Below are 24,573 nucleotides of genomic sequence, written 5' to 3'. Positions count from 1 at the left end.
AAAAAGAATTAAAAAAATGATTTATATAAATAAACCATTTTAATAATTAATTATGCTTCAGTTTCGTTGACACGTTTCCAATCGTAGATGTTACCCCAGATGTCTCCACCGTGTGGATAAATGAGGTGAGTGCTGTTGGAAATGTCCAAGTCATCACTTACAAAGTAAGTGTAGTCTACTGTTCCAACCCAAAGGTATGGATAATTGGATGTAGCTTGTTGAGCAGCTTGAGACCAGGTGCCGTATGATGCGTTTGAATCTTGAGCCATAGCAGAATCGATTAATCCATCAACAGCAGAGTCATTGAGACCTTCAGAGTTGTCATAACCTACACAGGCAACTCTTGAATCATATTGATGCTCAATCTCATATGGGTCAGCTGAACCGAATCCCCATACAACTCCTTGAGAGTATTTGTTAGGGTCGATGTCATCCCAGCTTCCACCGACTGGAGTGATGTCAATACCGATTTCTTTTGCTTGTTCTGAAACTGCAACTGCAATTGCTTGTCTTTCAGTAGCTTTTGAGTTATAGTATACTGAAAATGCTGCAGGAGTTCCATTTTTCTCTACAATTCCATCACCGTTAGTGTCTTTCCATCCAGCATTTGCAAGAACTTCTTTTGCTTGGTCAACATTACTGTCATTGAAAGTGGATTCGAATGCCCAAGGCAATTGACTTGCCACACCATTGTAGGACACATTACCGTATCCGTTGAATGCGCCATCCAATAATGATTGTCTGTTGATACCGATGTTTAATGCTTCTCTGATAGCAGGATCACCAGTTACATTGTTACCAATAGTGACATTGTCTTCACTTACTTTTCCGGTGTCCATTTGAGTTGGTAATGAAATTCCACGTACATCAATAGAGTCGAAGTATTCTAAGTGGTATCCTTCAACGGTTTCATTTGCATATGCGAGTTGCACTTCAGCAATGTCAACATCACCGTTTTTAACTGCTGCAAATGCTGCATCAGGGTCAAGGAAAAGGTTTGTTATCTTTTCAAAGTATGGTTCTTTACCATAGTAATCAGGGTTTTTCTCCAGGATAAATTGTTGTCCTTTATCCCATTGAGCTAATTTATAAGGTCCAGATCCGATTGGATTTTGACCGTATGAATCTTCATTATAGTTAGCTTCAGGAACGATTCCTACATCGGTCAATTTGTTGATGAATGTTGAATCCTGTTTATCGAGAGTGAATACTACTTTATTACCTTCAGCTTTAGCTTCTTTCATAGAGCTTAAGTCTGCCCCTTCACCTAATTCTTTTGCTTTGTTGTATGAGAATGCTACATCTTTTGCGGTTAATTTTGAACCGTCAGTAAATTTAACATCATCACGAATGGTTGCTGTGTATGTTTTAAAGTCATCAGATACAGTATAATCTGTTGCCAAATCTTTTACAAAATTATTGTCCTTATCCCTTTTAAGGATTGTACTTTGTATAAGTGGTTCTGTTCCTGAATCATGGTATCCCCAACCATGCATTGGGTCAAAACCAAATTCAGGCTCTTCTCCGTGAGCAGCAACACAAGCTACCAATTCATTCGGAGCATGCTCTGTGCTTCCGCCTCCCAAAGCAAATGCACCTATACCAATTATTGCAATAACGGCCACAATTGCGCCTATAATATATTTTGTTTCCATTTTCTTTTCCTCATTAAAAAAATTAAATCCAAAGTAATATCCATAGTATTACTTTTTACTGAATTATTAATTAATTAGTAATACTTATTTAAAAAAAGATATTACAATTAATAATTTCAGAATAGAACTATTTAAAAATTTCTATAAAACCAAAAATGAGCCTAAATTAGTATTACTTAATTGAAAATAAATAGAAAAAAGTATTACATTTGAAATATCGCTGAAAAAAAAATAAAATGTATTAAAAAAAAGTGATTAGAATAGTGGATCTTTCACCATTCCAATTCTAAATGAGTTCAGGATAACAAACAAGGTCAAACCTAAATCCCCAAATCCGACAGACATCATCAATGTGATAATACCTAAAACCGCCAGGACTACACATAACAATTTGACCGCAATAGCCAAAGTGATGTTCTGTTTGATAATGCCCATTGTCTTATGGCTTAAGCTGAATAAATAAGGAAGCTTTGAGATATCATCCTGCATGAGGGCAACATCCGCTGTTTCAATAGCAACATCAGAACCTGCCGCACCCATCGCAATACCGATATTCGCACGTGCCAAAGCCGGCGCATCGTTTATACCGTCACCGACCATAGCCACATCACCAAATTTATTTCTGATAGTATCCAAGATGTTCAACTTGTCTTCAGGAAGCAGATTTGAGAAAACATGCTGAATACCTATTTCATCAGCTACCTTATGGGCGGCCATCTTGTTATCTCCGGTAAGCATTATTGTTTCGATACCGTTATCTTTTAAATCGGCAATGACTTCACTTGCATTTGGCCTGATTATATCAGATACTGTTATTAAACCAATTACATTTCTAGCATTACCCACAAAAACGATTGTTTTGCCTTCAGAGGAATATCTGTTTATTTCATCCCGGGATATGTCAAAGGAACTTCCTTCTATTAAAGATTCGTTAGCGGCATAGTACTGTTCTTCTCCAATATTTGCAACAATTCCCTTACCCGGAACATTTTTAAACTCATCAATTGTGTCATAAATGATATTGTTCTCATTTGCATAATTCACAATAGCCTGAGCGATTGGATGGGAGGATCCTGCCTCCAGAGAGGCTGCAATTCTAACGATGTCCTCTTCGGAATAGCTTTCATCCAAAACTTTAACGCCACTTAATGCCAATTTACCTTCTGTTAGAGTACCTGTCTTGTCAAAGATTACTGCTTTTACATTACGCATCTCCTCAACATAGGTACTTCCCTTAATGATAACACCATTTCTGGTTGCTGAAGTGATAGCAGACACCATTCCAACAGGTGTTGAGATTAAGAATGCACAAGGACATGAAATTACCAATAGGGAAAGCGCTTTATAAACCCAATCAACCAATGGCTGGCCAAACAATAACGGAGGAATGAATGCAATGCAAATTGCCCCTATCATCATTACAGGAGTGTAGTATTTAGCTATCCTTTCAACCAGGGTTTCGGTTTCGGACCTGTTGAGCTGTGACCTTTTAACCAAAGTTACGATTTTTGAAATAACTGAGTCCTTAGCGGCAGAAGTTACCTCAATTTCCAGATATCCGTCTTCATTAACAGTTCCAGAGAATACATTATCTCCAACTTCCTTTAAAACAGGTACGCTTTCACCTGTAATGGAAGCCTGATTAATTGAAGAAGAACCTGAAATCACTTCACCATCCAAAGGCACTTTGTCTCCAGGTTTTACAATTACGATGTCTCCAATGTTTACCTCATCCACATTTCTAATTTCTTCCTTGTCCCCGACTTTGACTCTTGCAGTGTCCGGAGCAATTTCAACCAATGATTTGATTGAACGTTTTGCCCTATGTTCAGCATAGTCTTCTAAGAATTCTGCAATATAATAAAGGAAAGTGACTGCGGCACCTTCTTCAGGATGCCCTATAATGAATGATGCTACACAGGCAATACACATTAACATTGCAGGACCAATGGTATGTCTATTGACTAATGACTTATAAGCCATAATTGCTATTTCATAACCTGCAATAACTGCACCAATCATATAAGTAATGGTTACAACTGTAGGGTCAAATGATAACCATTCAAAAACATGTCCTAAAACAAACAGTATTCCGCTTGCAACGATGATTTGTATTGGCCTATTCGCAATCAATGGTTTTCCTTCAGCCAATAATTCCTCATCCCCATGGGAATGGTCATGTCCGTGGTCATCATCATCTGCACAATCAGGACACCCGCACAAACTGAATTCAACATCATCATGGTCATGGTCGTGATCATGACAACCGCAATCGTCATCAGTACAAACATCATCATGGTCATGATGATGCTCATGCTCATGAGAATGCTCATGATGGTCATGGTCATGATGATGCTCATGCTCATCATCTGCACAATCAGGACAACCACAAAGGCTTATATCAACATCTTCATCATAATCAATTTTTTCACTATGATCATGGATACTTAAATCAGTTTTTTCTTGATAGTCTCTTAATAACTGTTTATCGTAATGATCAGGATTTTCACAGTGAATTTCATCACAGTTCGGATCCAAACAGATGTAATTGAAATGTTCCGGATTGTGACAGTTTTCATCAGCGCAATCCGCATCATAACATCTATTTTCAACCATTTTATCACCAATTAAAAATTATTCTAATATATGTTCCAAACCCACTTTGTAAATCATTTCTATGTGAAGGTCTGTGAGTGAATATCTTGCCATCTTACCTTCCTTTTGGTATTTGACAATATTATTTGCACGCAGTATTCTCAATTGATTTGAAACTGTTGTTTGGTTTAAATCAAGTGCTTCGCAAATATCACAAACACATAAATCCTCAATACTAAGCAGGGAAATAATTTTTAATCTTGTTGGATTTCCAAATATTTTAAAGAATTCGGATAGGTCAGCGAATTCAGTTTCGTCAGGTATACGTTCCCTTACACGGTCAACAACATCCTCGTGAGAGTTGAATACCTCACACATATCATCGTTTTCGTTTTCAAGATTATTTTTTTTCATTTCCATCACATATATTATATATTTACATATTATGATATGTTTATGTATTTAAATGTTGTCATATCATGATATCGTGATATGTTAATTTAAAAAAATAAAGGTGTTATTTTTTAACAACACCAGTCAATGTTCCATCAATAACACAATCGAAATCTATTTTTTCAAGCCATCCTGCCTTTGCAAACATGTCCATGAAACAGACTCCTATCAAAAGGCCATCTTCCTTTAGAATATCTTCAACCAAAGCGTTTACATCTTCAGTATCGACATCATATTTAGGCATTGAAAGGCCACCCAACAATACAACAGAATCAGAATCCTTAGGGTCAGATACTTCATCATTTAAAACCATTGCATATGGCTTTTCTTCAAATTGATGGCAATCATCAGCATCCAATAAGGGGATGAAATAAGTTTCCCGGTCTCTTACAGTATATGCCAAAAGTTCAGCAAATGGAGTGCATACTCCCGGAGACCCGACAAAAGTGATTTTTTGAGCATCTCCAACTTCATTTTTAAAGGATACCAATTGTCCATTAATTCCTTTCCATTCATTAACGTCTTCCATATTATCACCTAAACCTCATATGATATTACATCTTCACCAATATATTCCACATTTTTTACCAGCACTACATCCCTAGGATAGAGCGTATTGCCTAAAGGATGTTTTTCCATGACATTACAGGAAAATATCTCATAGAATGATGCATCACAAACATATTGTGATGGAATTTTATCAGAATCCCATTTGTCCATGATTACAATTTCGTCCAATGAAAACCAAACATACTTGTCCCCCAATGTTTCCATCCATTCAACAGTTTCATTATCATAACCTTTGTAATAGTCATGGGTTTTGATGTCTTCGATTACATTTGAAAGTTTCAAAGGTCCTTCGGAAGACACATTCAATGTTGTTTTATTCAAATCATCAGATGAATGATCAATTGCATACAATGAAAAAATTCCCAAGATTGCCACAAGCACAATAACGATTGCAATCAACGACCTGTTCATTTCAGCACCTCCAAAATGATACCATAATGCTTGATATTATATTGTGAAACTTCCTTCAAAAACTTTATTCTTCAACTCTTCATGAGGTTTATCCAATATAAACTCAAAAGTGTCCGGATTTGCGACATACATATGTGCCAGTGCGATGCCCATGTCAATCTGGTTCCAGGCATCCATTTTCTTATTCAAACGGAGCTTTTTCCTATTCCTATATAAATTATAGCTGCCGTCCTCATCATGTGTAAAGTACCATGTCTGCGTGTTTGCAGCTGAAGGAGCATATCTGGCAGGCATTAACTTGCTGTCTCGCTCGTCTGAAATCTCACATATGATTTTCCTTTCAAACTGACTGAGTTGGCGGTAGATTTCACCCTGCGGCTTGCCGAATATCATTAAAATTACAAAATCCTGTTCAGGGTTTGGGTTTTCATAGTTTTTAGGACTTCCAGCACCAATCCAACAGGACCCGATTCCTCTGCTTTGAAGGTACAAATCAACCTGTTGAAAGATGAAACCTATATTCTGCAGATAATTTTCCTTACTTTCTGAAAATATCAGCAAATAATGAGGAGATTTGAATCTCTGAAGCATCCTGACGTTTTCAAATCCGACAATATCATAGCTCCATTTGATGTTGGGATTCAAGACCCGAGTATTGTCAATGAATGTCCTTAATCCATCCAATGTCTTTGAGTCCAATGGAGTCTTATCATACTTTCTGATAGACTGCCTTTTGTATATCGCTTCCTTTAAATCCATATTATCAACAATCATGATTAATCAAATTCATTATCAAACATCCCCCAAAAAAGAATGCTTTTGAAAATAAAAAGAGAAAGTAATTGGCGAAGCAATTACTTTTTGACTACCAATTTTGAGCTAGCGGTCTCATTTTTGTAGCGGACCACCATCTTGTATGTTTTGTCGACAGTGAGCCTGACGATTTTCTTCTTAAATGTAAGTTTCACTATTTTGTTACTGACCATCTTAACAGACAAGGTAATTTTTGCTATACCCTTCTTGTTGGTTTTTACGGTGAATATTTTACTTTTAAACTTGAAGGAAACCTTTTTGCCGGCAATTGCTTTTCCGTTACTCCATTTGAGAGTTGCCTTTAAGACCAGTTTTTTAGCAGTCTTTTTGACTGTAAATGATTTTTTGGCCTTTAGGGTGTTTTTGACCTTAAGTGTCTTTGTGACGGTGGTTCCCTTAAATGTTGAAGTAATGGCATAAGTCTTCGGCTTCAGCCTGATTGGCAATGTCGCATAACCGTCCTTGTCTATTTTTTCCACATATGTTATGCCGTTCACGGTTATTTTAACGGTTTCGCCCACAGCAGGATTTCCGTCCTCGTCAAATACCTGAATTCTGTAATTTGCTCCCAGATAATCCATTTCCAAATCACTGGAGGATATTCTGGACACACATTTGATTTCAACAGAATATTTGGCATTGGCAAGTGATGCGGTTATGATTCCTTTTTTGCCGTTTGAGGAGAACTTGATGACATCTCCGAATGTGGATATGTTTTTGTCAACATTACCATTTGTTGAGGTTATTCCCAAACCAACAGGCTCCAAAATATTGGTATTATATTTCCCGATAGAACCTGCAACATTATAACGGAACAAATCAAAGACAACATCAGAACTTCCCAAATATTGAACAGGATTAGGGTTGGCTGTGGCATTTAAGAACAACCATGTGCTGCATTCGGCAGTACCATTGATTAATGGGAACTCCTTGTAATTAGTTGCATTATGACCAAACCAATTTTCATTAGCATTTAATTTTGAACCGCTGCTATGATAGATATCATAAGTTCTGACGGCATTCAAGAGAATATTCCGGGTTATATTTGTACCATCTGCGGATTCGACATAGATGATTGATTTAGCCTGATTGTTCATAAATAAACAATAGGATATTGTATCATTGATGCTTTCACGATAGAAAGAAACAATTCCCTCATCCATAGCATTATTGCTTATGAAATTAGAGTTGATATCATTTTCAATTGATGTTGCATTAATTAAAATTGCACCGCCTTCATAAGCACCATCATATACGAAATGGGAATAAATTTTATTGCCTTTGAAAGGCAGGACTATTCCAAGCCTAGGAATCTCTATTCCATATACGAATATTGCTCCACCTGCCAAAGCAGAATTAAGTATATAATCACCGGAGAAAATGGAATTTTCAGCCGCACCAACAATGCATATTGCACCGCCCAAACCGACCGGCAAAGCATGGTCATTATATTCAATCATGTCAGGGATTACCTCATCTCCCATCTGATAATTTACTACAGTATTATTTATAAAATGAGCATTTATCTGAGAAGTATTGGCATAGCATGCAATGATTGCACCACCTATAGCGGCAGTGTTGTTGACGAAGTAACCGTCGATGGCGGAATATTGTAAAAATGGAAGGTCCATTGCACCACCGAGTTTAGCGGCATTCTTAATGAAATAGCCTGTAATGTTGGAATTTATTACAAAGTCAACACCTCCTATTGCACCGCCCAGCTCGGTAGCCCTGTTTTCGTAAAAAGTACCGCCGATATTGGAATTTTCCAGAACTCCATCGATGCAGATTGCACCTCCCCATGCAAGAAGGTCGGCACCTATTTTGTCCTTATTGTTCAGAGCATTATTTGCTGCGAAATTACCATAAATGTCAGTGTGGTTTATGAAAGCCGCAAAGATTGCTCCACCCTGGACTGCATAGTTAGATGCGAAACCGTCAGCAATGGTGGAATCCTTTACAACAGGAAGGAACAGTGCCCCACCCAATCCGGCATGGTTGCCCTCAAAATGACCTGAAATGAGAACGTTTTCCACAACTCCAAGAACAGATATGGCACCGCCTGCATCAGCGCCTCCGTTATTTGTGAACTCGCCGGTGATATTGGAATTCAGCACAATTCCGGCAACGGTTATTCCGCCACCGAAACCAAGGTCTATATTATGTGCCTTGGTAAAGTTCAAAATATACTCGGCAATCTTTTCATCGCCAATATGCTCTATAAGATATCCTTCAATTCTATTCTTAGTATCATCATCAATATCCATAAGGTTTAAATCTGCAGTGTTGTTTATGAAATAGGAGTCTATTTCAGTATTGTTGATGAGATTTGCATTTATTGCCCCGCCTATCAAAGCTGTGTTGTTTACAAAAACGGCACTGATTTTGGAATTTCTTATGCCCGGAGCATAGACTGCGCCTCCGATCAGGGCAAAGTTATGCATGAAGCTACCGGTGACATTGGTCCTGTCCATGCCTTCCATGACAAATATCGCTCCACCGGAATTGGTGGCCTGGTTAAACGTGAATTCGCCCTCAATCGATGAATTTTCGATGACGCCTTCAGAAAATATGGCTCCTCCAAGACCGAAATCCACCTCAACTAGAGATTCCATCTCAAATATTGCAGTATTGTTGAAGAAATCGCCATCTATTTCAGTATAGGTAATGCTTCCAGCATAAATTGCACCGCCTATCAAAGCGGAGTTATCTGCAAAATAAGCGGAAATCAATGATTTTTCAATATTTCCATTGACAAATATCGCACCGCCCCTAGGGGCAAAGTTGTTTATGAAACTACCGCCAATATAACTGTTTTTCAAACCATTTGCGAAGTAAATTGCTCCTCCATCACCTTCCTCAACAAATACATCTTTGAATGTTAAATCGATAATGTTAATTTCATCGACAGTGCAATAGAAAATACTGTTGCCATATGAACTCAATACCACTTGACCAAATCCCCATCTCTCAAAATTTAACTTCTTATCAACGATATAAACTTGGTCACTAGCATACACTCCTTCAGCAATATGAATTGTATCTCCGTCACTACAATAAGCTATAGCATCAGATATCATTCTAAATGGACGATCAGGAGTTCCACGTTCATCATCACCAATATAACTACAATTTACATAACAGTTATCTCCAGATAAAATGTCTTCATCATTTGAAACTGCCAGTACGTCATCGCTCTCATCATCTGAAGATGCCTTCAAGGCATCACCCTGCATTTCGTCTGTCGTTATATCATTTGTTATTACATCTGTTTGCGTATCATTTTCTATGGCGGCAACATCTCCAGTATCTTCAGCTGCACTAACGCCAGATATTGCAACAAGAGATATGAAAAATATTGCAAGCACCATCCATTTCTTGTCCAACATAAAAGTACCAACTCACTAACTTTTAGTTAATGATAGGTTTATATTTAAAGCATATTTATTTGTTACCTTAAATATAAAAAATGTGAATATTTTTTACAAAAAATAGCAAATTAATTATGTTGGTTCGGAAGTTAAAACTCCAGTTGCTCAGCAAGGCACATCTTGCAAACCGCATTCGGAGACTCGAGATTGGCGTCCTTGACAGGGCAATAGAATTTGCCGTCCTTCTCTTCAACATATAGAGAACCTGGAAATGGAGTGCCCACCGGGTGGATGGGTTCCTCAAGAATAAAAGTAGTGTAAATTGAAATTATTCCATAGATTAATGGAAATTTGGTCTTTGAAGTGACTGATTCGTTAATATGATATGACTTTAAAGTTGATACTGCATCAATAAACTCCTCTTTGTCAATATCATGTTCATACATGTTATTGTCGCTGTGAACATCCTTGATGCGACCTAAAAAGTATTTGACATAGACTCCATGACTTTTTTGTTTATAGTTATCCTGCACATATTTGCTTTCCTCAATCATTTCCGCATTGACTGCCATCAAATCAAATACTGAAATGGTTCCTGCATATTCCTTTAGGATATCTAAAACGGATTCTGTTGAGATGCTTTCCTCATTTGAAATTACATTTGAAAAATCATCATACATGTTCACTGAATCATTCATAAAACCATCTAAAATATTATATCATTATTAATAAATAAAAGGGTTTCGACTTGACATTGATTATTCAATTCTCAAACCATACAACCTATCGAATAGGCTCCTAGAAAATTAAAAAAAAAATAAATAGGAATTTCAAGAAAGAATTTAATTGATTTTAATTTTGAATTATATGCGGAAAATGATAGCTATGAATGAAAATTACATGTCAACAAACAGATTGGAAGCCTTTTATGATGCAATTATCGCAATTATTGTAACAGTTTTGGTTTTGGAATTGCCGCAACCCGCCACTGCATCAATTCAATCAATTTTAGCACTTAAAACCTCATATTTTGCATATTTGATAAGTTTTTTAGTTTGCACCAACCTATGGCAGTATCATCATATAATTTACAATCATGTTGAAAGGATCAACGCAAAAATCATTTGGCAAAATATCCTTTTGCTATTGATTATTTCATTACTTCCTTATTTAACCACATTTGTTGCAAATAATCCTTTTTCTTTACTTGCCGAAGTATTATACGGATCAGATTTCATTATAGTCAATATCATATTATTTTGGATGGCAAAATCCTTGCTGGACATTAATCCCGACCGAGAATATCTATCAGAAGCTTTAGCTGTAAAAAGTGCATTAGTTGTTCCATTCATACTTTTCATTATCGGTTTGGTAATTGCATTTTTAGGATATCCATTTGCAATCAGCATCTGCTGTTTGATATCAATCATAAGGTCAATCATTTATTCTCTTAAAAACTGATTAATACACCATAATTAACACTACTCAACATCTTTAAGTGCTTCAACCATATTCAAATCATTAATTTTATCAGAAAACAGCAAATTGACACCAATTGAAATTGTGAATGTTATGACAGCAGACAGCAATATGTTACCCCAAGTCAACGTAGGAACATAATAAATGGAATCGCCGGCAGCATTCATCATCAGGGTCATGAAGTAGAATCCCAACGGAATTCCCAAAATAAAACCTATTGCAGTGAAAAATACATTTTGAGTCAGCAATAACTTCCGCAATATCTTTGTCTTAAATCCTAAAACCTTCAATGTAGCAATTTCCCTCTCCATTTCAGTGAATGATAATATTTCAAGATTATATATAACTAAAATTGCCAATGCCACTGCTACAAATGTCACCACGGAAACCATCATCATTACGGCAGAAGTCATTTGATCCCAACTTTTTTCCATCTTTTCCGTGCTGGTGGTTGATTTTATTGAATCGAAATTTTCACCAAATTTTTCATCGGTTATGATGTTTGTAGGAGTGAAATTCAATCCTTGATCCTCTAAAGTGTCCGGAGACATTATCAGCCCTTGTGAGATTGGCTCTGCATGTACCTGGCCAATATTTGATGCAACCCACTTATCCTCACCGACAATATGCCATCTGATTTTATCTCCAATTGTCAGATTAAACTTTTTCGCCAGTTTAGTGGAAATGGAAACATCCCCTTCATCTATTTCAATTGAATTTCGATTGCTGTCAGTATAAGATATCAGATCAGTGTTATTTGATACCAAAAGCGATACCGTGTCTTCAACATCATTGGCCTTCATTTCAATTGACTGCTGCATTATAAAGCTGCCGTTTGTTTCATTTAAAATATAATAGAGCTCCATAGGATTGGCCTCTTTTGAAAGCAGTAATTTTGACTCATAATGAGTGATATCATCATACTCCCATGATTTCAGCTCATCCATACTGTCATTCATTCCAAATGCCGCAATCAGCAGTGCCACACAGCCCATCACTCCAATTATTACCATCAATGCCCTAAAGTTGTTTCTACTTGCATCCCTCAAATTCCATCTGATATTAAAACTTAAACGGTTCCAGAGCCTTGATTTTTCGATGAAAGTTTTTGAAGATGTATGGGGTGCCTTTGGCCGTAATGTATTTGCAGGATTTTCCCTTGAGATTCTCCTGCATGAAAAATAGGTAACCAATACTGATAATGCAACCATCAGCACTGCAATGTAGATGAAACTCATGTCAAAACCCGGATGCCAGCTAGGCATGCTGTAGCTTCTCATCATTGACGGATAAAACATTTGGGGAATTATCATAGGGCCTGTAATCAATCCTAGAATCGAGCCTGCAAGAACCGGAAAGAAAGCATAAGCAAGATAATGCATGATGATTACCTTATCCTTAAATCCTACCGCCTTCAGGATTCCGATTTGAGTACGTTGATGAGTCACGATTCTTGTCATTGTGGTGAGAAGAGTTAGGAAAGTGACTAAAATAAAAACAATCGGAAAAACGTTCCCAATCATCTTATGCTGCGCCATTTCATCCGAGAATTTGGATACACTTAACTGGTCCTCTTTTTTAGTGACCGAGAGATAATCAATTGAAGATAGTTTATCCTTAAAATCAGCATCAGAGGAGTTGTATTTAACAAGCAGAGTATTGTATTTCAAATCCTGAGGGTATGATTTAGAGGACAGGTATGCAAATCCCATTTCATAAAAATCGGGAGTCAATGAATTGGGAGAAACCTCATAGATATATTCAGGCGAATAGCCAAGTCCCCTAATTTCTTTTGTGACTGTTTGATTGTCAAATTCAAAGCTTATCTTATCTCCAACTTTTAAGTCACGGGCATCTGCAAAACGAGCATCCAACCAAACACCCGATGAATCATCAGGATTAAAGTCTTCACCTTCAGTTGTGTAAAATTTAGAAATCGTTCCCTCTTCTATAAAGTGCAGCGTGACATCAGGCTTGTTTTCAAGATTTGCCTGTGATTCAATCACTTCCTGCCTGTCCGATTGGGTTGTAAATTCGTTGACCTTATCGACTGAGGCATCATCAAAATCCGTGTTGTAAACCCATGCATCAGCCATATTCGTATCGGCATAGAATCCATCGGAAGTTTGCACTAATCCATAATACTCCGAATAAATTCCAGTATATGCAAAAATGCCTATAAATGCCATTAGGAATATTGCAATAAATTGTGTCCTATTAATTTTTATATCCCTTAGCATTTTTTTAAATAAAGACATGGTACATTATATGAAAAAAATAAGATTTAAATTTTAGTGATGATGGAAAAATTTGAACATTAAAACAATTCAAGTAAAATTAATTGGATATCCTGCACATCATCATATCAGGCACGTACAGCTAAAACATCACCATTCCAAATCAGCAACTTTTTTAGGAGATTCATTAATGACAATACTCTCGATTTGACCGTTTTTAATCCTGATTACCTTATCTGCCGCTTCAGCTAAAATTGCATTGTGGGTTACTATAACTACTGTAGTTCCTTTGTCATTGCTCATATCCTGAAGCAGGTTCAGAATTAGAACACCAGTTTTAGAGTCCAATGCCCCGGTTGGCTCATCACATAAAAGCATTGTAGGTTGTTTGGCCACTGCCCTTGCAATAGATACTCTTTGTTGTTCTCCACCGGACAATTGTGCTGGAAACTGATTTGCATGACTTTTAAGTCCAACTGAATCCAGGACTTTCAATCCATCAATATCCACATCAACAATGTCCTTCATCAGCTCAACATTTTCAATAGCTGTCAAGTTTGGAATCAGGTTATAAAACTGAAATATGAACCCTACATTCCCTGCCCTATAACTGGTGAGTTCATTATCATTGAATTCCTCGACATGATGGCCATTGACGATAATCTGGCCTGAAGTAACGGTGTCAAGACCTCCCAAAAGGTTTAGAAGGGTTGATTTACCTGCACCGGACGGGCCGAGAATCACAACAAATTCCCCCTCCTCAATTGTAAAGTTTACATTGTCCATGGCCTTTAGAATGTGATCTCCGGTTTTGTAAATTTTATCAACATTTTTGAATTCAATAATTGTACTCATCACTATTAGTTATATTACTAATGTTTAATAAAGTATTCAAATTGAAATGCAAACATGAAAAAACAATAATTATAAAACATTTCAAAACTAAAATTTATATTATAATAAAATATTACAGGAAAAATCCAAATGTCATTTAATGAAGATGAAATGTTAATAATGCCTGCGGTTGACATCAAGAATGGAAAATGTGTCCAACTTGTCCAAGGCGAACCTGGAAGTGAAATGGTTGAAATAGACAATCCTGAACTTGTTGCAAAACATTGGGAGGATTTGGGAGCTAAGAATATCCATGTCATTGATTTGGATGGAACAATCAATGGAGTAGCCAGCTTTGACATTATTAAAAAAATCCTAAAGGAAGTCAGTGTTCCAATACAACTTGGCGGAGGAATAAGAAGCACAGAATATGCTCGCCAACTGTTGGATCTGGATATTGAAAGGATAATTATTGGAACAATGGGAATTCAGCAGCCCGAAACAATCACTGAACTGTCAGACGAATACGGTTCAGACAGAATAATGATTTCACTTGACAGCAAAGACAACAAGGTAGTCATCAAGGGATGGCAGGAAAAAATTGATAAAAGCCCAAGTGAAATTGCAAATGACTTTAAGGAGCATGGTGCAGGAAGCATTCTGTTTACAAACGTTGATGTTGAAGGGCTTTTAGGCGGATTTTACACAGAACCTGTAGAAGAACTTAAAAAATCTGTAGATTTGCCTATTGTTTATTCCGGAGGAATAACAACAATAGATGACATTAAAAAACTGAATAAAAGTGGTGTAGAAGGAGTTGTAATTGGTTCTGCACTTTATACTGATAAAATTGATTTGACTGAAGCTTTAAAATATCAAAAGAGGTAATTGAATGAAGGTAATGGCGACCGGAACATTTGACATACTCCACCCTGGACACGGAGTTTACTTGGAAGAGTCCAGAAAACTTGGTGGAGAAGATGCTGAACTTTATGTTGTTGTAGCAAGAGATGCAACAGTTGAAAGAAGAAAAAGAGTGCCTATCGTTGGAGAAGATCAACGCTTAGAGTTAATTAAAATGTTAAAACCCGTAACTGACGCTTATTTAGGTGATGCGAATGGTGATGTTTTCAAAATTGTAAGGGAAATTGACCCAGACATCATTACCGTTGGAGCTGACCAAAACCACGATGTTGGAAAACTGCAACAGGCCCTTGATAAACGAGGGTTTAAAGCGAAAGCTGTGCGTATTGAAAAATATCGTGATTGTGAACTTGACAGCAGCTGCAAAATCATTAGAAAAATTGAAAATACTGATTTCGAAGGAAAAATTTTAGACCATTGTGAAGATTAAGGAGATTATAAAATGTTTAAAGTAGCAATAATTGGAGCAAGTGGATACACTGGAGGAGAGCTTTTAAGAATGCTTTCAAACCATCCTGAAGTGGAAATTACAGATATTACTTCCAGACAGTATGAGGGAACTCCTGCACATAAAATCCACCCACACGTTAGAGATTCAGGACTTGTATTCAAAAACAAAAGTCCATCCGAATTAGATGCAGATGTCGTATTCACCGCCACACCACACGGTGCATCAATGAAAATTGTGCCTGAAATCCTGGAAACAGGTGCAAAAGTAGTTGATTTGAGTGGAGATTACAGATATCGCGACACAGCAGTTTATGAAAAATGGTACGGCATGGAACATACTGACAAGGAAAACAAAGGTGTCTTTGGACTTCCTGAGTTATACAGAGATGAAATCAAAAAGACAAATCTTGTTGCAAACCCAGGATGCTTCCCAACCGGAGCAATTCTATCATCCTATCCGTTGGTTAAAAATGACCTTGTCGACAGAATCATAATCGATTCAAAAACAGGAGTTAGCGGAGCAGGCGTTAACCCGTCAGCGACTACACACTATCCTAATATCGCAGACAATGTAAATCCGTATAAAATTTCTTCACACAGGCATATGTCTGAAATCCAACAGGAACTGCATGGATTTGAAGATGTCAAAGTTTCATTTACACCTCATCTGGTGCCGGTTAACCGTGGAATCCAAACTACAAGCCACAGCTTTTTGACTGATGACAATTCAGACATTACACCAGATGAAATCAGAGAATTATACGAAAAGGAATATGGCGAAGAATTCTTCATTAAACTCATGGATGAAGGAGAAATACCTCATTTAAGTTCAGTTCGAGGATCCAACTTTGTTCATATTGGAGGATTTGAAATTGATGAAACCGGAAGACTTGTAATGTTATCCGCTATCGATAACCTTGTCAAAGGTGCATCAGGCCAGGCAATACAAAATATGAACATAATTTTAGGAATTGATGAAACTTTAGGTCTTACACACTTAGGGCTTCATCCTTAAAATCTTACAAAGAGGGAAAAAAACATGAAAAGAATAATTGTGTATTATTCGAACGGAGGAACAACCGATTTGGTTGCAAAGACTCTAGCTAAAAATTTGAATGCAGATTTGGCAAGAATTCATGATTTGAAAAATCGTAATGGACTCAAAAACAGATTATTTGCATCAATCAATGCATTCAGAGAAACAAAAACAGACATTATCCCTGCAAAAGTAGATTTAAGAGGCTATGACACAGTATATTTTGGAACCCCAACTTGGAATGGGAATCCTACCCCAGCAATATTAACAATTATTGACAGATGTGACCTTAGGGCAAAGGATGTTGTTTTGTTTGCCACAATGGATGCCAACCGTGGTGACTCCAATGTCAGCAGACTTGAAGAGAAAGTTACATTACGTGGAGCTAGAGTCATTGAGAGCTTTACACTTGCAACTAAAAACAAAAGTCCTGAAAAATTAGTTAGGGATACTGAAGCAATAATTGAAATGAAAGATTTGAAAATGTATTAGGTGTTAATATGACAAAATCCGAACTAAAAATTAGAGCTATTGAAAATGGTACTGTAATAGATCATATTACTGCTAACAAAGCATTGCACATCCTAAAGATTTTAGACCTTCCAGACGATGAAACAACTAATGTCACAGTAGCTATGAACGTATCATCAGGCGAAATTGGAAGAAAAGACATTGTAAAAATTGAAAACAGGGAACTTGACCACAGCGAGCTCAATCAAATTGCTTTAATCGCTCCAAAAGCTACAATAAACATTATCAGAGATTTCAAACCAATCAAGAAAGATAAAATCGTTCTTCCAAAAAAGATTACTTCAATAATTAAATGTACCAATCCAAAGTGCATTACAAATTTTGAAAATGAACCTATAACACCTCTCTTCAATGTCGTTAGAGAGTATCCTCCAGTGGTCAGATGCCATTACTGTGAAAAATTAATAAAAACAGAAGATATCGAAAAACAATTCGAATAATCTTCTTATTTCTTTTTTAGATAATCAGCCAATCTTTTGGACAATGCAAGTATTGTCAATATTGGAGGTTTTCCGGGAGATATAGGCAATACGCTTGCATCACATACAAAGAGATTGGAAATTTCAGTCTCAAGATTGCTGTCAACTATTTCACCAATTTTTGCAGTTCCTCCAGGATGTGCTCCCCTGTAGACTGTTGAACCGATTGTATTCGGGTCGACACCTGCTTTTTCTAAAATAAAACCTGCTGTTGCAACACCTTCAGCCAGATATCTTATGTCCTGAATGGTATTTGTCTTGTAGACCTCACCGTCATCGTCGATATATCCTTTGCACTCATCAGGTGTTTTAACCATAATGCTTAGTATATCCTTATCGGCTACTGAATCATCTGGAATGTTTGCACGAATGAATGATGAAAAATGAGGAGACAGGACGAAATTTTCACCGATTACAAGTCCCGCCATCTGGACTTCTGTGTTAAAGTTGATATCCTTAAGATATCCTCCGACGCTGACAAACGGATCAAAGAAGATTTCACGGCCAGCATCAATTCCAGCTCTTCTCAAAATCAGTGCTGAGGAAATTGCACCTGCAGAAAGCACCACATAATCGCCGAGAAGTTCCTCTTCATTATCATCCTTGATGTATTTAACGCCTTTGATGGAATTGTCCTCGATGATTAGCTCAGTTACTTCAGCTTCAGTTATCAATGTAGCGCCGGCTTCAACCGCATCGTCAACGAAGTCCTTTCCGGACCATTTGGCATCTGCAGGACAACCGAATGCACATTTTCCACACTGAATGCAGTCTTCTTCCCTGATTGCCTTCGGCATCTTCATGGTTTTAAGACCAAGCTCACGGCCTGCATCCAAAAATGCCTGTGTTCCCTTGCCGATATGGGAGTCATCCAGCTCGTGAACGCCAACAAGGTCATCAACATATTCATATGCTTCAGTCAAATCCACATCAAAGTCCAACAGCTCTTCATCAAGTGCCCTTACCATGTTTGACATTGAAACGATTGTTGCACCGCCAATGCATGTAGTAGTCAACAAATCTACTGAGTCATTGTATTTGTCATAATATTCAAATGCATCCTTTGATTTTATATACGGTCCTTTTTCCAAAATGGTTACGGGCAGATTATCTTCCGCTAACTCCTTGGCTAGAATTGCTCCTCCCGCACCAGTTCCTACAATTATAAACATTCAATCACCAAAAATTATTAACAATTGTTATATTATACATCCTAATTAATAAACTTTTATTTAATAGATAATATAAAATTAGTATTGTATAAATCTTTTTGAGTGATAAAATGGAAGAATATATAAATCTATTCGAAAATGTTATTGCAAAAACTAGCCCAAAAGTGGATTACATGGATATCAGATTTGGAATGGGCGACAATACTTCCATATTAATGAAAGACGGAAACGTCGATGAAATTAACACTGGAATGAGCTTAGGAGCAAGAATAAGAGTGTTAAATAATGGAGCATGGGGTTTTGCATATACAACAGACTTATCAAAAATCAATGAAATAACTGAAACCGCTATAAAATTATCAAACTCACTTAAAGGAGACGTTGAATTAAGTGAAAGCGATATTATAAAAGATAAAGTGGAAGTGGATGTTAAAATACCGTTTAAAGACATATCAATTGAAGAAAAAAGCGACATAATGAAGCAAGCCAATAATGCGGCCACAATTGATAAGGTAAACAGTACCACAGTAAGCTACGGTGACAGCGAAGTCAACGAACTGTTCATGAACAGTGAAGGCAGTGAAATTCAAGTAAAAACCTCAAGAGTCAGAATGGCATTGAATGCCTCTGCAACCAATGGTGAAATAATTCAATTCGGACATGGAAGTCTTGGAGGAGTCAAGGGATTTGAAGTCATTGCCGATGCAGACATTGAAGAATTCGGAAGAAAAATCAGTGAAAAGGCAGTCAGATTACTTGATGCAAAACCGGCACCTTCCGGCCAATTTCCAGTAATAGCAGACCCTGAACTAACTGGAGTATTGATTCATGAAGCATTAGGTCATGCAGTTGAAGGTGATTTAATTTTACAAAATGATTCCATCCTAAAAGACAGAATAGGCACCCAAATAGCATCAGACATTGTAAATATCTTTGATGATGCAAGTCTCAGGGACGGTTTCGGATATTATCCATATGATGTTGAAGGAGTAAAGACAAAACCAAATCAGCTGGTCAAGGATGGAAAGCTAATTTCCCTTTTGAATTCAAGGTCAACTTCATCAAAACTAGGAATGAAATCATCCGGAAATGCAAGATCAATAATTGCAGACCAGCCAATTGTCAGAATGAGCAACACATTCCTGCAACCGGGAGATATGGAAGTAAGCGAACTATTCGAAGGCATAGACAATGGAATTTATCTTAAAGGTTCAAGAGGAGGACAAGTTGATACCGGTAAGGGAATCTTCCAATTTAATGCCGCTGAAGGTTATATGATTGAAAACGGCGAAATCACAACACCACTAAGAGATGTGTCACTGTCTGGAAACATTCTTGAAACCCTGAAAAACATTGACGCAATAGGCAACGACTTTAAGTTAAGTGTTGGATTTTGTGGAAAAGGTGGTCAAACAGCTCCAGTAGGGGATGGCGGACCACATACAAGAATTTTAAATGCACTTGTTGGAGGAATGGGATAAATGATAAGTGATAGAGCAGGAGACTATTTGGTAGATATCGCCATGGCATCAGTCAAATATTTCCTGGACACCGGAAAAACAATAGTTAAACCTGACGACTATCCAATTGAATTGGATGAACCGTTAGGAGTATTCGTAACAATTAATAAAAATAATAATTTAAGAGGATGCATTGGATATGCAGAACCGGTCAAACCCGTAATTGATGCAACAATAGAGGTTGCAATATCTGCTGCATTTAACGACCCAAGATTCAATCAGATCAGTGAAAAGGAATTTGAGGAACTGGAATTTGAAGTGACCGTCTTGACAAAGCCTGAAATGATTGTTGTGGCACATCCAGACCAGTACTTTGATGAAATTGAAATCGGTCGTGACGGATTAATAATTCAGAAAGGATATGCAAGAGGATTGCTGTTACCACAGGTTGCAGTTGAAAATGCATTTACAAAAGAAGACTTTTTAGACCACACATGCATGAAAGCCGGAATCAGCGCAGACAGCTGGATGGACGAAAGCTGTGACGTGTATAAATTCCAAGGACAAATTTTTAAATAGTGATAATTATGATGATACCATCTGAAATATCAATTACTTTTCAAATGCTCTCTAACTCTACCTTTTATAATATCAAATTATAAAAGTGTTAAGTATGGATAACGAGCTACTTGAAAATATATTTATAACAAACAACTATTCGCACGAAACACGAAAAGTGAATAGGTCAGTAATGAAGAAGTATTGTGAATTCTATGGTATGAACCTTCAGGAACTGCTTGATGAAGCGGAAAAAGATGAAGCAGACAATGTCAAATGGAAACACCGCCGTGTTAAACATAAACTGCTTAAATACAGACAATTCCTTTTAGACAAATATTCTATAAACACAGTTAGAATACACATGTCTGTCGTCTCAAAATTTTACAGATTTTATGACATCGAAATCAATCCTCTACCAAGATTGAACATGAAAGCTGTGAAAAAACCAACACCAATCTATTATAAAGATTTGCCTGATAAGGAAATCATAAGGGAAGCTTTAGCAATTTCCCCACCCGTAATGAAAGCTATAATATTGTTTTCCTGCTCAAGCGGTTGTGCCAGAGCCGAAACATTGAGCCTGACAATTCAGGACTATATCGATGCCTTATCTGAATATCTGCCGAACAAAAGAATGAACATCTATCAGATAATTGATTATCTGAATGACAATGACAATGTGATACCTACCTTTAACCTCAGGAGAATTAAAACAAACAAGTATTACACTACCTACTGCAGTCCTGAAGCGGTTAAAGCCATCAATGCATATATTCTGACAAGGACAGACAATGTAACTCCGGAAAGCCAACTGTTCAGGATGTATGAAACATACTTTATTGGATATTTCCAGAGAATCAATGATGAACTTGGTCTCGGCAGAGTCGGACATTACAGCAGATTCAGAAGCCACATGCTCAGGAAATTCCATGCTTCAGCATTGTACAATGACGGCATGAGTTTGGATAACGTGAACGATTTGCAGGGCAAGGCCAAAAACAAGACCGACCAGGCTTACTTCATGATCAATCCTGAAGATTTGAAATATGAATATATCAAGCATCTGCCAGCCATTACAATAAATACTGATGTCGAAAAACTGTCCATCAAATCTCCGGAATATATGCAGATGGAAAAGGAAAATAATGAATATAAACAAAAAGTTGAAAGAATGGAAGCTAATATAGCTAACATCATGGAACGTCTGGGCCAGGAGGAAGCAAAATAGCTTTGTTGAATTTGGTGGAAATTATACTTTCCACTATCTTTTCTTATTTTTTTCTAAATAGCATTAAAACATTATTATGCTATTTTTATTATTAACTGAAGAGTGAAAAACTATTTTTGATTATATAAAGCACATTATCAATAGCTTATGATATAAAAGGGATTGTGAGAAATAATTTTAAATCTGTGCATTTGGATGAAACCATCATCAAATTTTCAAGATAAATTGCACCTATGATATTATACATTTGATATTTTCTGACTTCAAATTTTGATTCAATGTTTAGAGAATTTTGGAAAAATACATGCCTTATCTTCAAGTATAACATTGTAATAAATGAACGATTAAGCCAAAAATAGAAAGCAAAATGTTTATATACACAAAATAACAGACTATGATTAGCCATTACGAAGTGAGGACAATTTTTATGAGTGAGGACAATTTTTCACACTCGTACAACTTTTCTTTTGTGAGGGCTGAAAATCAATATCTGGAGGTAAAATATCAAGAAAATAACAGGAAAAAAAGATCATTAAAAAAGGATTATAAAAAAATAATTTTATTTGAATAACGAGCTAATAAATATTATTTTTCATTATAATCCTAAGGGGTCAGGTAAGAAAAATAAAAATAATTAGACACGTCGCGAAACAATGTTAAAAATTAATACTTTTCAAAACTTAACCCAGTTTCTAGTTTATTTTAAGGAATATATAAACATTTGTAAATTAAAAAAAGCAGTGTTTATCTTGTACTAAATATTCGGTAAAGAATTGAAAACTAATTTTAACAACATACTATTTTTTATTTTTCAAAGACTTCTGACTCCTATTGAATTTTAGACCGTTGATCATTTACATCCATTCACGAGATGGGAAAATAGGAGATACAAAAAATGTGTGAAGTAATAAAACCCCTGCCCAATGAAATAATAATTTTCAATAATTTCAGGGCACTTGAAGAATGCATTGCAGAAATTCAGGAAACTGAAAACATACGCAATGAAAGGGAATTCTTCCAGTCATACAGAATCAAGATAATGAAACTGGATTAACACCAGACGATGAACTAAAAATTATAACAGGAGTCTAAAATCATGTTAGAACAAGAAGTAAATGGGAAAACACATGTCTTAGTCCCAAAAGACATATGGGACGATATAATGGCAATGTTCAATGAACATTTGAATAAAGGTGAATAGAATGGACAGCTATTTGCCAGATTGCGGAATCGAACATAATCAGTTCGAAGACAACTACCACGGCATCCTTACCCACAACGGTGAAATCAAAGTTGCCAAAGGTGATGTTGAACAGGAAATCCTCTACATTGATGATGACGGTATCGTATTGGTGGACGGCGGCAAAAAGGCATACCAGACACTAATCCATACCAAGCTATTGGCATTAATCCAATATGCAAAAGCTGGAGATATCGGACTCATCAAGTTCATAAGAGGAGAGGCTTTCATTGTCGGATTCAGGAAAAAAAGGAGTGACTGATATGGAAAGTACAATTCATGAAATGCAGAAAAAGCTTACAGATGGATACTGCATCGGTTTTCACTATGCAAATGAAGGTATTCATTTTTTGCTTTCAAAATCAGATGAATTCCATTTGCTGAACGAAAACACAATAGCAATCCACAGGAAAAACGGAACAATCCAAATAATCAACCTGAATTTCATCAGTGAAATTCGCATCATAAGGAAGTCATACAGATGAGCAAACCAGCAAGATTATATCCGAAAAAGGAAATGAAGTTGAATCCAAAAGTGATTTGGATTGGAAGCATTATATTCGCCATAGCTATCGGATGGTTTGGAATAACAATCTCAAGCTTTGGAACATTATAAAAGGTGAAAGAATGGTAAAAGCCGAACTAATAGAAAATCCACAGGAAACAGAAATAGTCAAAGTCGATACCGTCCCAGATGTCGATGTTGCAATTGAGCAATGGGACGCCTATCAGAGACTCTGCAAAGGATTATTGAATGACAATGACTATCAGGAAATAATTGTTAAAGAAAAAGATGAAAACGGAAACTACGTTAAAGTGAAAAGACACTTCAAGAAAAAGTCAGCATGGCAGAAACTCTCCCGTGCATTCAATGTCGATACCGAAATAGTGGATCGTGAAATTGAAAGAACAAAAATGGGAAGAGTGCGTGAAGCCTACTACTGCGTAAGGGCAACACTGCCTAATGGCCGTAGTGTTGAATCAGATGCATTATGCTCCCGTTCTGAAAAAGGAAAAGACAAAGTCTCAGACCACACTATCATGTCCACTGCAAAAACACGTGCAACCAACAGA

25 protein-coding genes are annotated in these 24,573 nt (G+C 36.7%); 14 read left to right on the top strand and 11 right to left on the bottom strand.

The genetic code is table 11. The features are described from left to right. Positions 1–50 precede the first annotated feature (50 nt). From ACJMML_RS11210 to ACJMML_RS11175, 8 genes are all read right to left on the bottom strand, one after another. Positions 51–1,655 (bottom strand): ABC transporter substrate-binding protein, encoded by a 1,605-nt coding sequence (locus tag ACJMML_RS11210; protein WP_405307392.1) that lies wholly within the window; start codon positions 1,653–1,655, stop codon positions 51–53. Between the two features lie 255 nt (positions 1,656–1,910). Beyond that, positions 1,911–4,271, bottom strand: a complete 2,361-nt coding sequence (locus tag ACJMML_RS11205; protein WP_405307391.1) for a heavy metal translocating P-type ATPase — start codon at positions 4,269–4,271, stop codon at positions 1,911–1,913. 18 nt (positions 4,272–4,289) lie between these two features. Beyond that, on the bottom strand, positions 4,290–4,664 hold the full coding sequence (locus tag ACJMML_RS11200; protein ID WP_405307390.1) for an ArsR/SmtB family transcription factor: 375 nt from the start codon (positions 4,662–4,664) through the stop codon (positions 4,290–4,292). A gap of 103 nt (positions 4,665–4,767) precedes the next feature. Further along, a complete protein-coding gene (locus tag ACJMML_RS11195) occupies positions 4,768–5,232 on the bottom strand; it encodes a DUF2124 family protein (protein ID WP_405307389.1) in 465 nt (154 codons plus the stop codon). An 8-nt stretch (positions 5,233–5,240) separates the two neighbouring features. After that, positions 5,241–5,684 carry a hypothetical protein gene (locus tag ACJMML_RS11190; RefSeq protein ID WP_405307388.1) on the bottom strand — a complete coding sequence of 148 codons (444 nt, stop codon included), beginning with the start codon at positions 5,682–5,684 and terminating at the stop codon, positions 5,241–5,243. A 36-nt stretch (positions 5,685–5,720) separates the two neighbouring features. Beyond that, the gene (locus ACJMML_RS11185; RefSeq protein ID WP_405307387.1) at positions 5,721–6,458 is read right to left on the bottom strand and encodes a nitroreductase family protein; all 738 of its coding nucleotides are present in this window, start codon (positions 6,456–6,458) and stop codon (positions 5,721–5,723) included. A gap of 80 nt (positions 6,459–6,538) precedes the next feature. Continuing rightward, a complete protein-coding gene (locus tag ACJMML_RS11180) occupies positions 6,539–9,886 on the bottom strand; it encodes a hypothetical protein (protein WP_405307386.1) in 3,348 nt (1,115 codons plus the stop codon). A gap of 131 nt (positions 9,887–10,017) precedes the next feature. Continuing rightward, positions 10,018–10,566: a DUF2115 domain-containing protein gene (locus ACJMML_RS11175; RefSeq protein WP_405307385.1), complete on the bottom strand. Its 549-nt coding sequence runs from the start codon at positions 10,564–10,566 to the stop codon at positions 10,018–10,020. A 187-nt stretch (positions 10,567–10,753) separates the two neighbouring features. Here ACJMML_RS11175 and ACJMML_RS11170 point away from each other — a divergent pair, with 187 nt between their 5' ends. Next, positions 10,754–11,329 (top strand): TMEM175 family protein, encoded by a 576-nt coding sequence (locus ACJMML_RS11170; protein WP_405307384.1) that lies wholly within the window; start codon positions 10,754–10,756, stop codon positions 11,327–11,329. 20 nt (positions 11,330–11,349) lie between these two features. On the opposite strand, the gene ACJMML_RS11165 is transcribed toward ACJMML_RS11170, so the two are convergent. Next, positions 11,350–13,605, bottom strand: coding sequence for an ABC transporter permease (locus tag ACJMML_RS11165; protein WP_405307383.1), 2,256 nt, complete (start codon positions 13,603–13,605; stop codon positions 11,350–11,352). A gap of 129 nt (positions 13,606–13,734) precedes the next feature. Beyond that, a complete protein-coding gene (locus tag ACJMML_RS11160; protein ID WP_405266120.1) occupies positions 13,735–14,439 on the bottom strand; it encodes an ABC transporter ATP-binding protein in 705 nt (234 codons plus the stop codon). Between the two features lie 129 nt (positions 14,440–14,568). On the opposite strand from ACJMML_RS11160, the gene hisA reads away from it, so the two are divergent. The 5 genes from hisA to pyrI are packed head-to-tail and all read left to right on the top strand — an operon-like array spanning position 14,569 to position 17,799. Continuing rightward, positions 14,569–15,306 (top strand): 1-(5-phosphoribosyl)-5-[(5-phosphoribosylamino)methylideneamino]imidazole-4-carboxamide isomerase, encoded by a 738-nt coding sequence (gene hisA / locus ACJMML_RS11155; RefSeq protein WP_405297972.1) that lies wholly within the window; start codon positions 14,569–14,571, stop codon positions 15,304–15,306. A 4-nt stretch (positions 15,307–15,310) separates the two neighbouring features. Next, positions 15,311–15,772, top strand: a complete 462-nt coding sequence (locus ACJMML_RS11150) for an FAD synthase (protein ID WP_296783837.1) — start codon at positions 15,311–15,313, stop codon at positions 15,770–15,772. Positions 15,773–15,784: 12 nt separating this feature from the next. Continuing rightward, positions 15,785–16,807: an N-acetyl-gamma-glutamyl-phosphate reductase gene (argC, locus tag ACJMML_RS11145; RefSeq protein WP_405307382.1), complete on the top strand. Its 1,023-nt coding sequence runs from the start codon at positions 15,785–15,787 to the stop codon at positions 16,805–16,807. Positions 16,808–16,831: 24 nt separating this feature from the next. Then, a complete protein-coding gene (locus ACJMML_RS11140; RefSeq protein WP_296783843.1) occupies positions 16,832–17,320 on the top strand; it encodes a flavodoxin in 489 nt (162 codons plus the stop codon). Positions 17,321–17,328: 8 nt separating this feature from the next. Further along, on the top strand, positions 17,329–17,799 hold the full coding sequence (pyrI, locus tag ACJMML_RS11135) for an aspartate carbamoyltransferase regulatory subunit (protein ID WP_296783845.1): 471 nt from the start codon (positions 17,329–17,331) through the stop codon (positions 17,797–17,799). 5 nt (positions 17,800–17,804) lie between these two features. Here pyrI and ACJMML_RS11130 read toward each other — a convergent pair whose 3' ends face one another. Beyond that, positions 17,805–19,010: a GMC family oxidoreductase N-terminal domain-containing protein gene (locus tag ACJMML_RS11130; protein WP_405307381.1), complete on the bottom strand. Its 1,206-nt coding sequence runs from the start codon at positions 19,008–19,010 to the stop codon at positions 17,805–17,807. 110 nt (positions 19,011–19,120) lie between these two features. On the opposite strand from ACJMML_RS11130, the gene ACJMML_RS11125 reads away from it, so the two are divergent. The 8 genes from ACJMML_RS11125 to ACJMML_RS11090 all read left to right on the top strand — a co-directional run. Continuing rightward, entirely contained in the window at positions 19,121–20,491 is a 1,371-nt protein-coding gene (locus tag ACJMML_RS11125; protein WP_405307380.1) for a TldD/PmbA family protein, read from the top strand. After that, positions 20,492–21,049: a TIGR00296 family protein gene (locus tag ACJMML_RS11120; RefSeq protein ID WP_296783864.1), complete on the top strand. Its 558-nt coding sequence runs from the start codon at positions 20,492–20,494 to the stop codon at positions 21,047–21,049. Between the two features lie 94 nt (positions 21,050–21,143). Then, on the top strand, positions 21,144–22,259 hold the full coding sequence (locus ACJMML_RS11115; RefSeq protein ID WP_273476475.1) for a site-specific integrase: 1,116 nt from the start codon (positions 21,144–21,146) through the stop codon (positions 22,257–22,259). Between the two features lie 895 nt (positions 22,260–23,154). Further along, complete coding sequence (locus ACJMML_RS11110) at positions 23,155–23,313, top strand: hypothetical protein (protein ID WP_405307379.1); 159 nt, start codon at positions 23,155–23,157, stop codon at positions 23,311–23,313. A gap of 148 nt (positions 23,314–23,461) precedes the next feature. Continuing rightward, positions 23,462–23,761, top strand: a complete 300-nt coding sequence (locus ACJMML_RS11105; RefSeq protein WP_405307378.1) for a hypothetical protein — start codon at positions 23,462–23,464, stop codon at positions 23,759–23,761. Position 23,762: 1 nt separating this feature from the next. Next, positions 23,763–23,984 (top strand): hypothetical protein, encoded by a 222-nt coding sequence (locus ACJMML_RS11100; RefSeq protein ID WP_295614804.1) that lies wholly within the window; start codon positions 23,763–23,765, stop codon positions 23,982–23,984. Then, positions 23,981–24,115: a hypothetical protein gene (locus ACJMML_RS11095; protein ID WP_255360563.1), complete on the top strand. Its 135-nt coding sequence runs from the start codon at positions 23,981–23,983 to the stop codon at positions 24,113–24,115. The genes ACJMML_RS11100 and ACJMML_RS11095 overlap by 4 nt, the downstream gene beginning before the upstream one ends. 11 nt (positions 24,116–24,126) lie before the next feature. Continuing rightward, positions 24,127–24,573, top strand: a 447-nt coding sequence (locus ACJMML_RS11090) for a hypothetical protein (RefSeq protein ID WP_405307377.1), incomplete at its 3' end; no start/stop codon positions are given.

Source organism: Methanobrevibacter sp. (assembly GCF_045130115.1).
Taxonomy (GTDB): domain Archaea; phylum Methanobacteriota; class Methanobacteria; order Methanobacteriales; family Methanobacteriaceae; genus Methanocatella.
The sequence above is the reverse complement of the archived record's forward strand: the minus strand, read 5'-3'. Positions and strand labels throughout refer to the sequence as shown.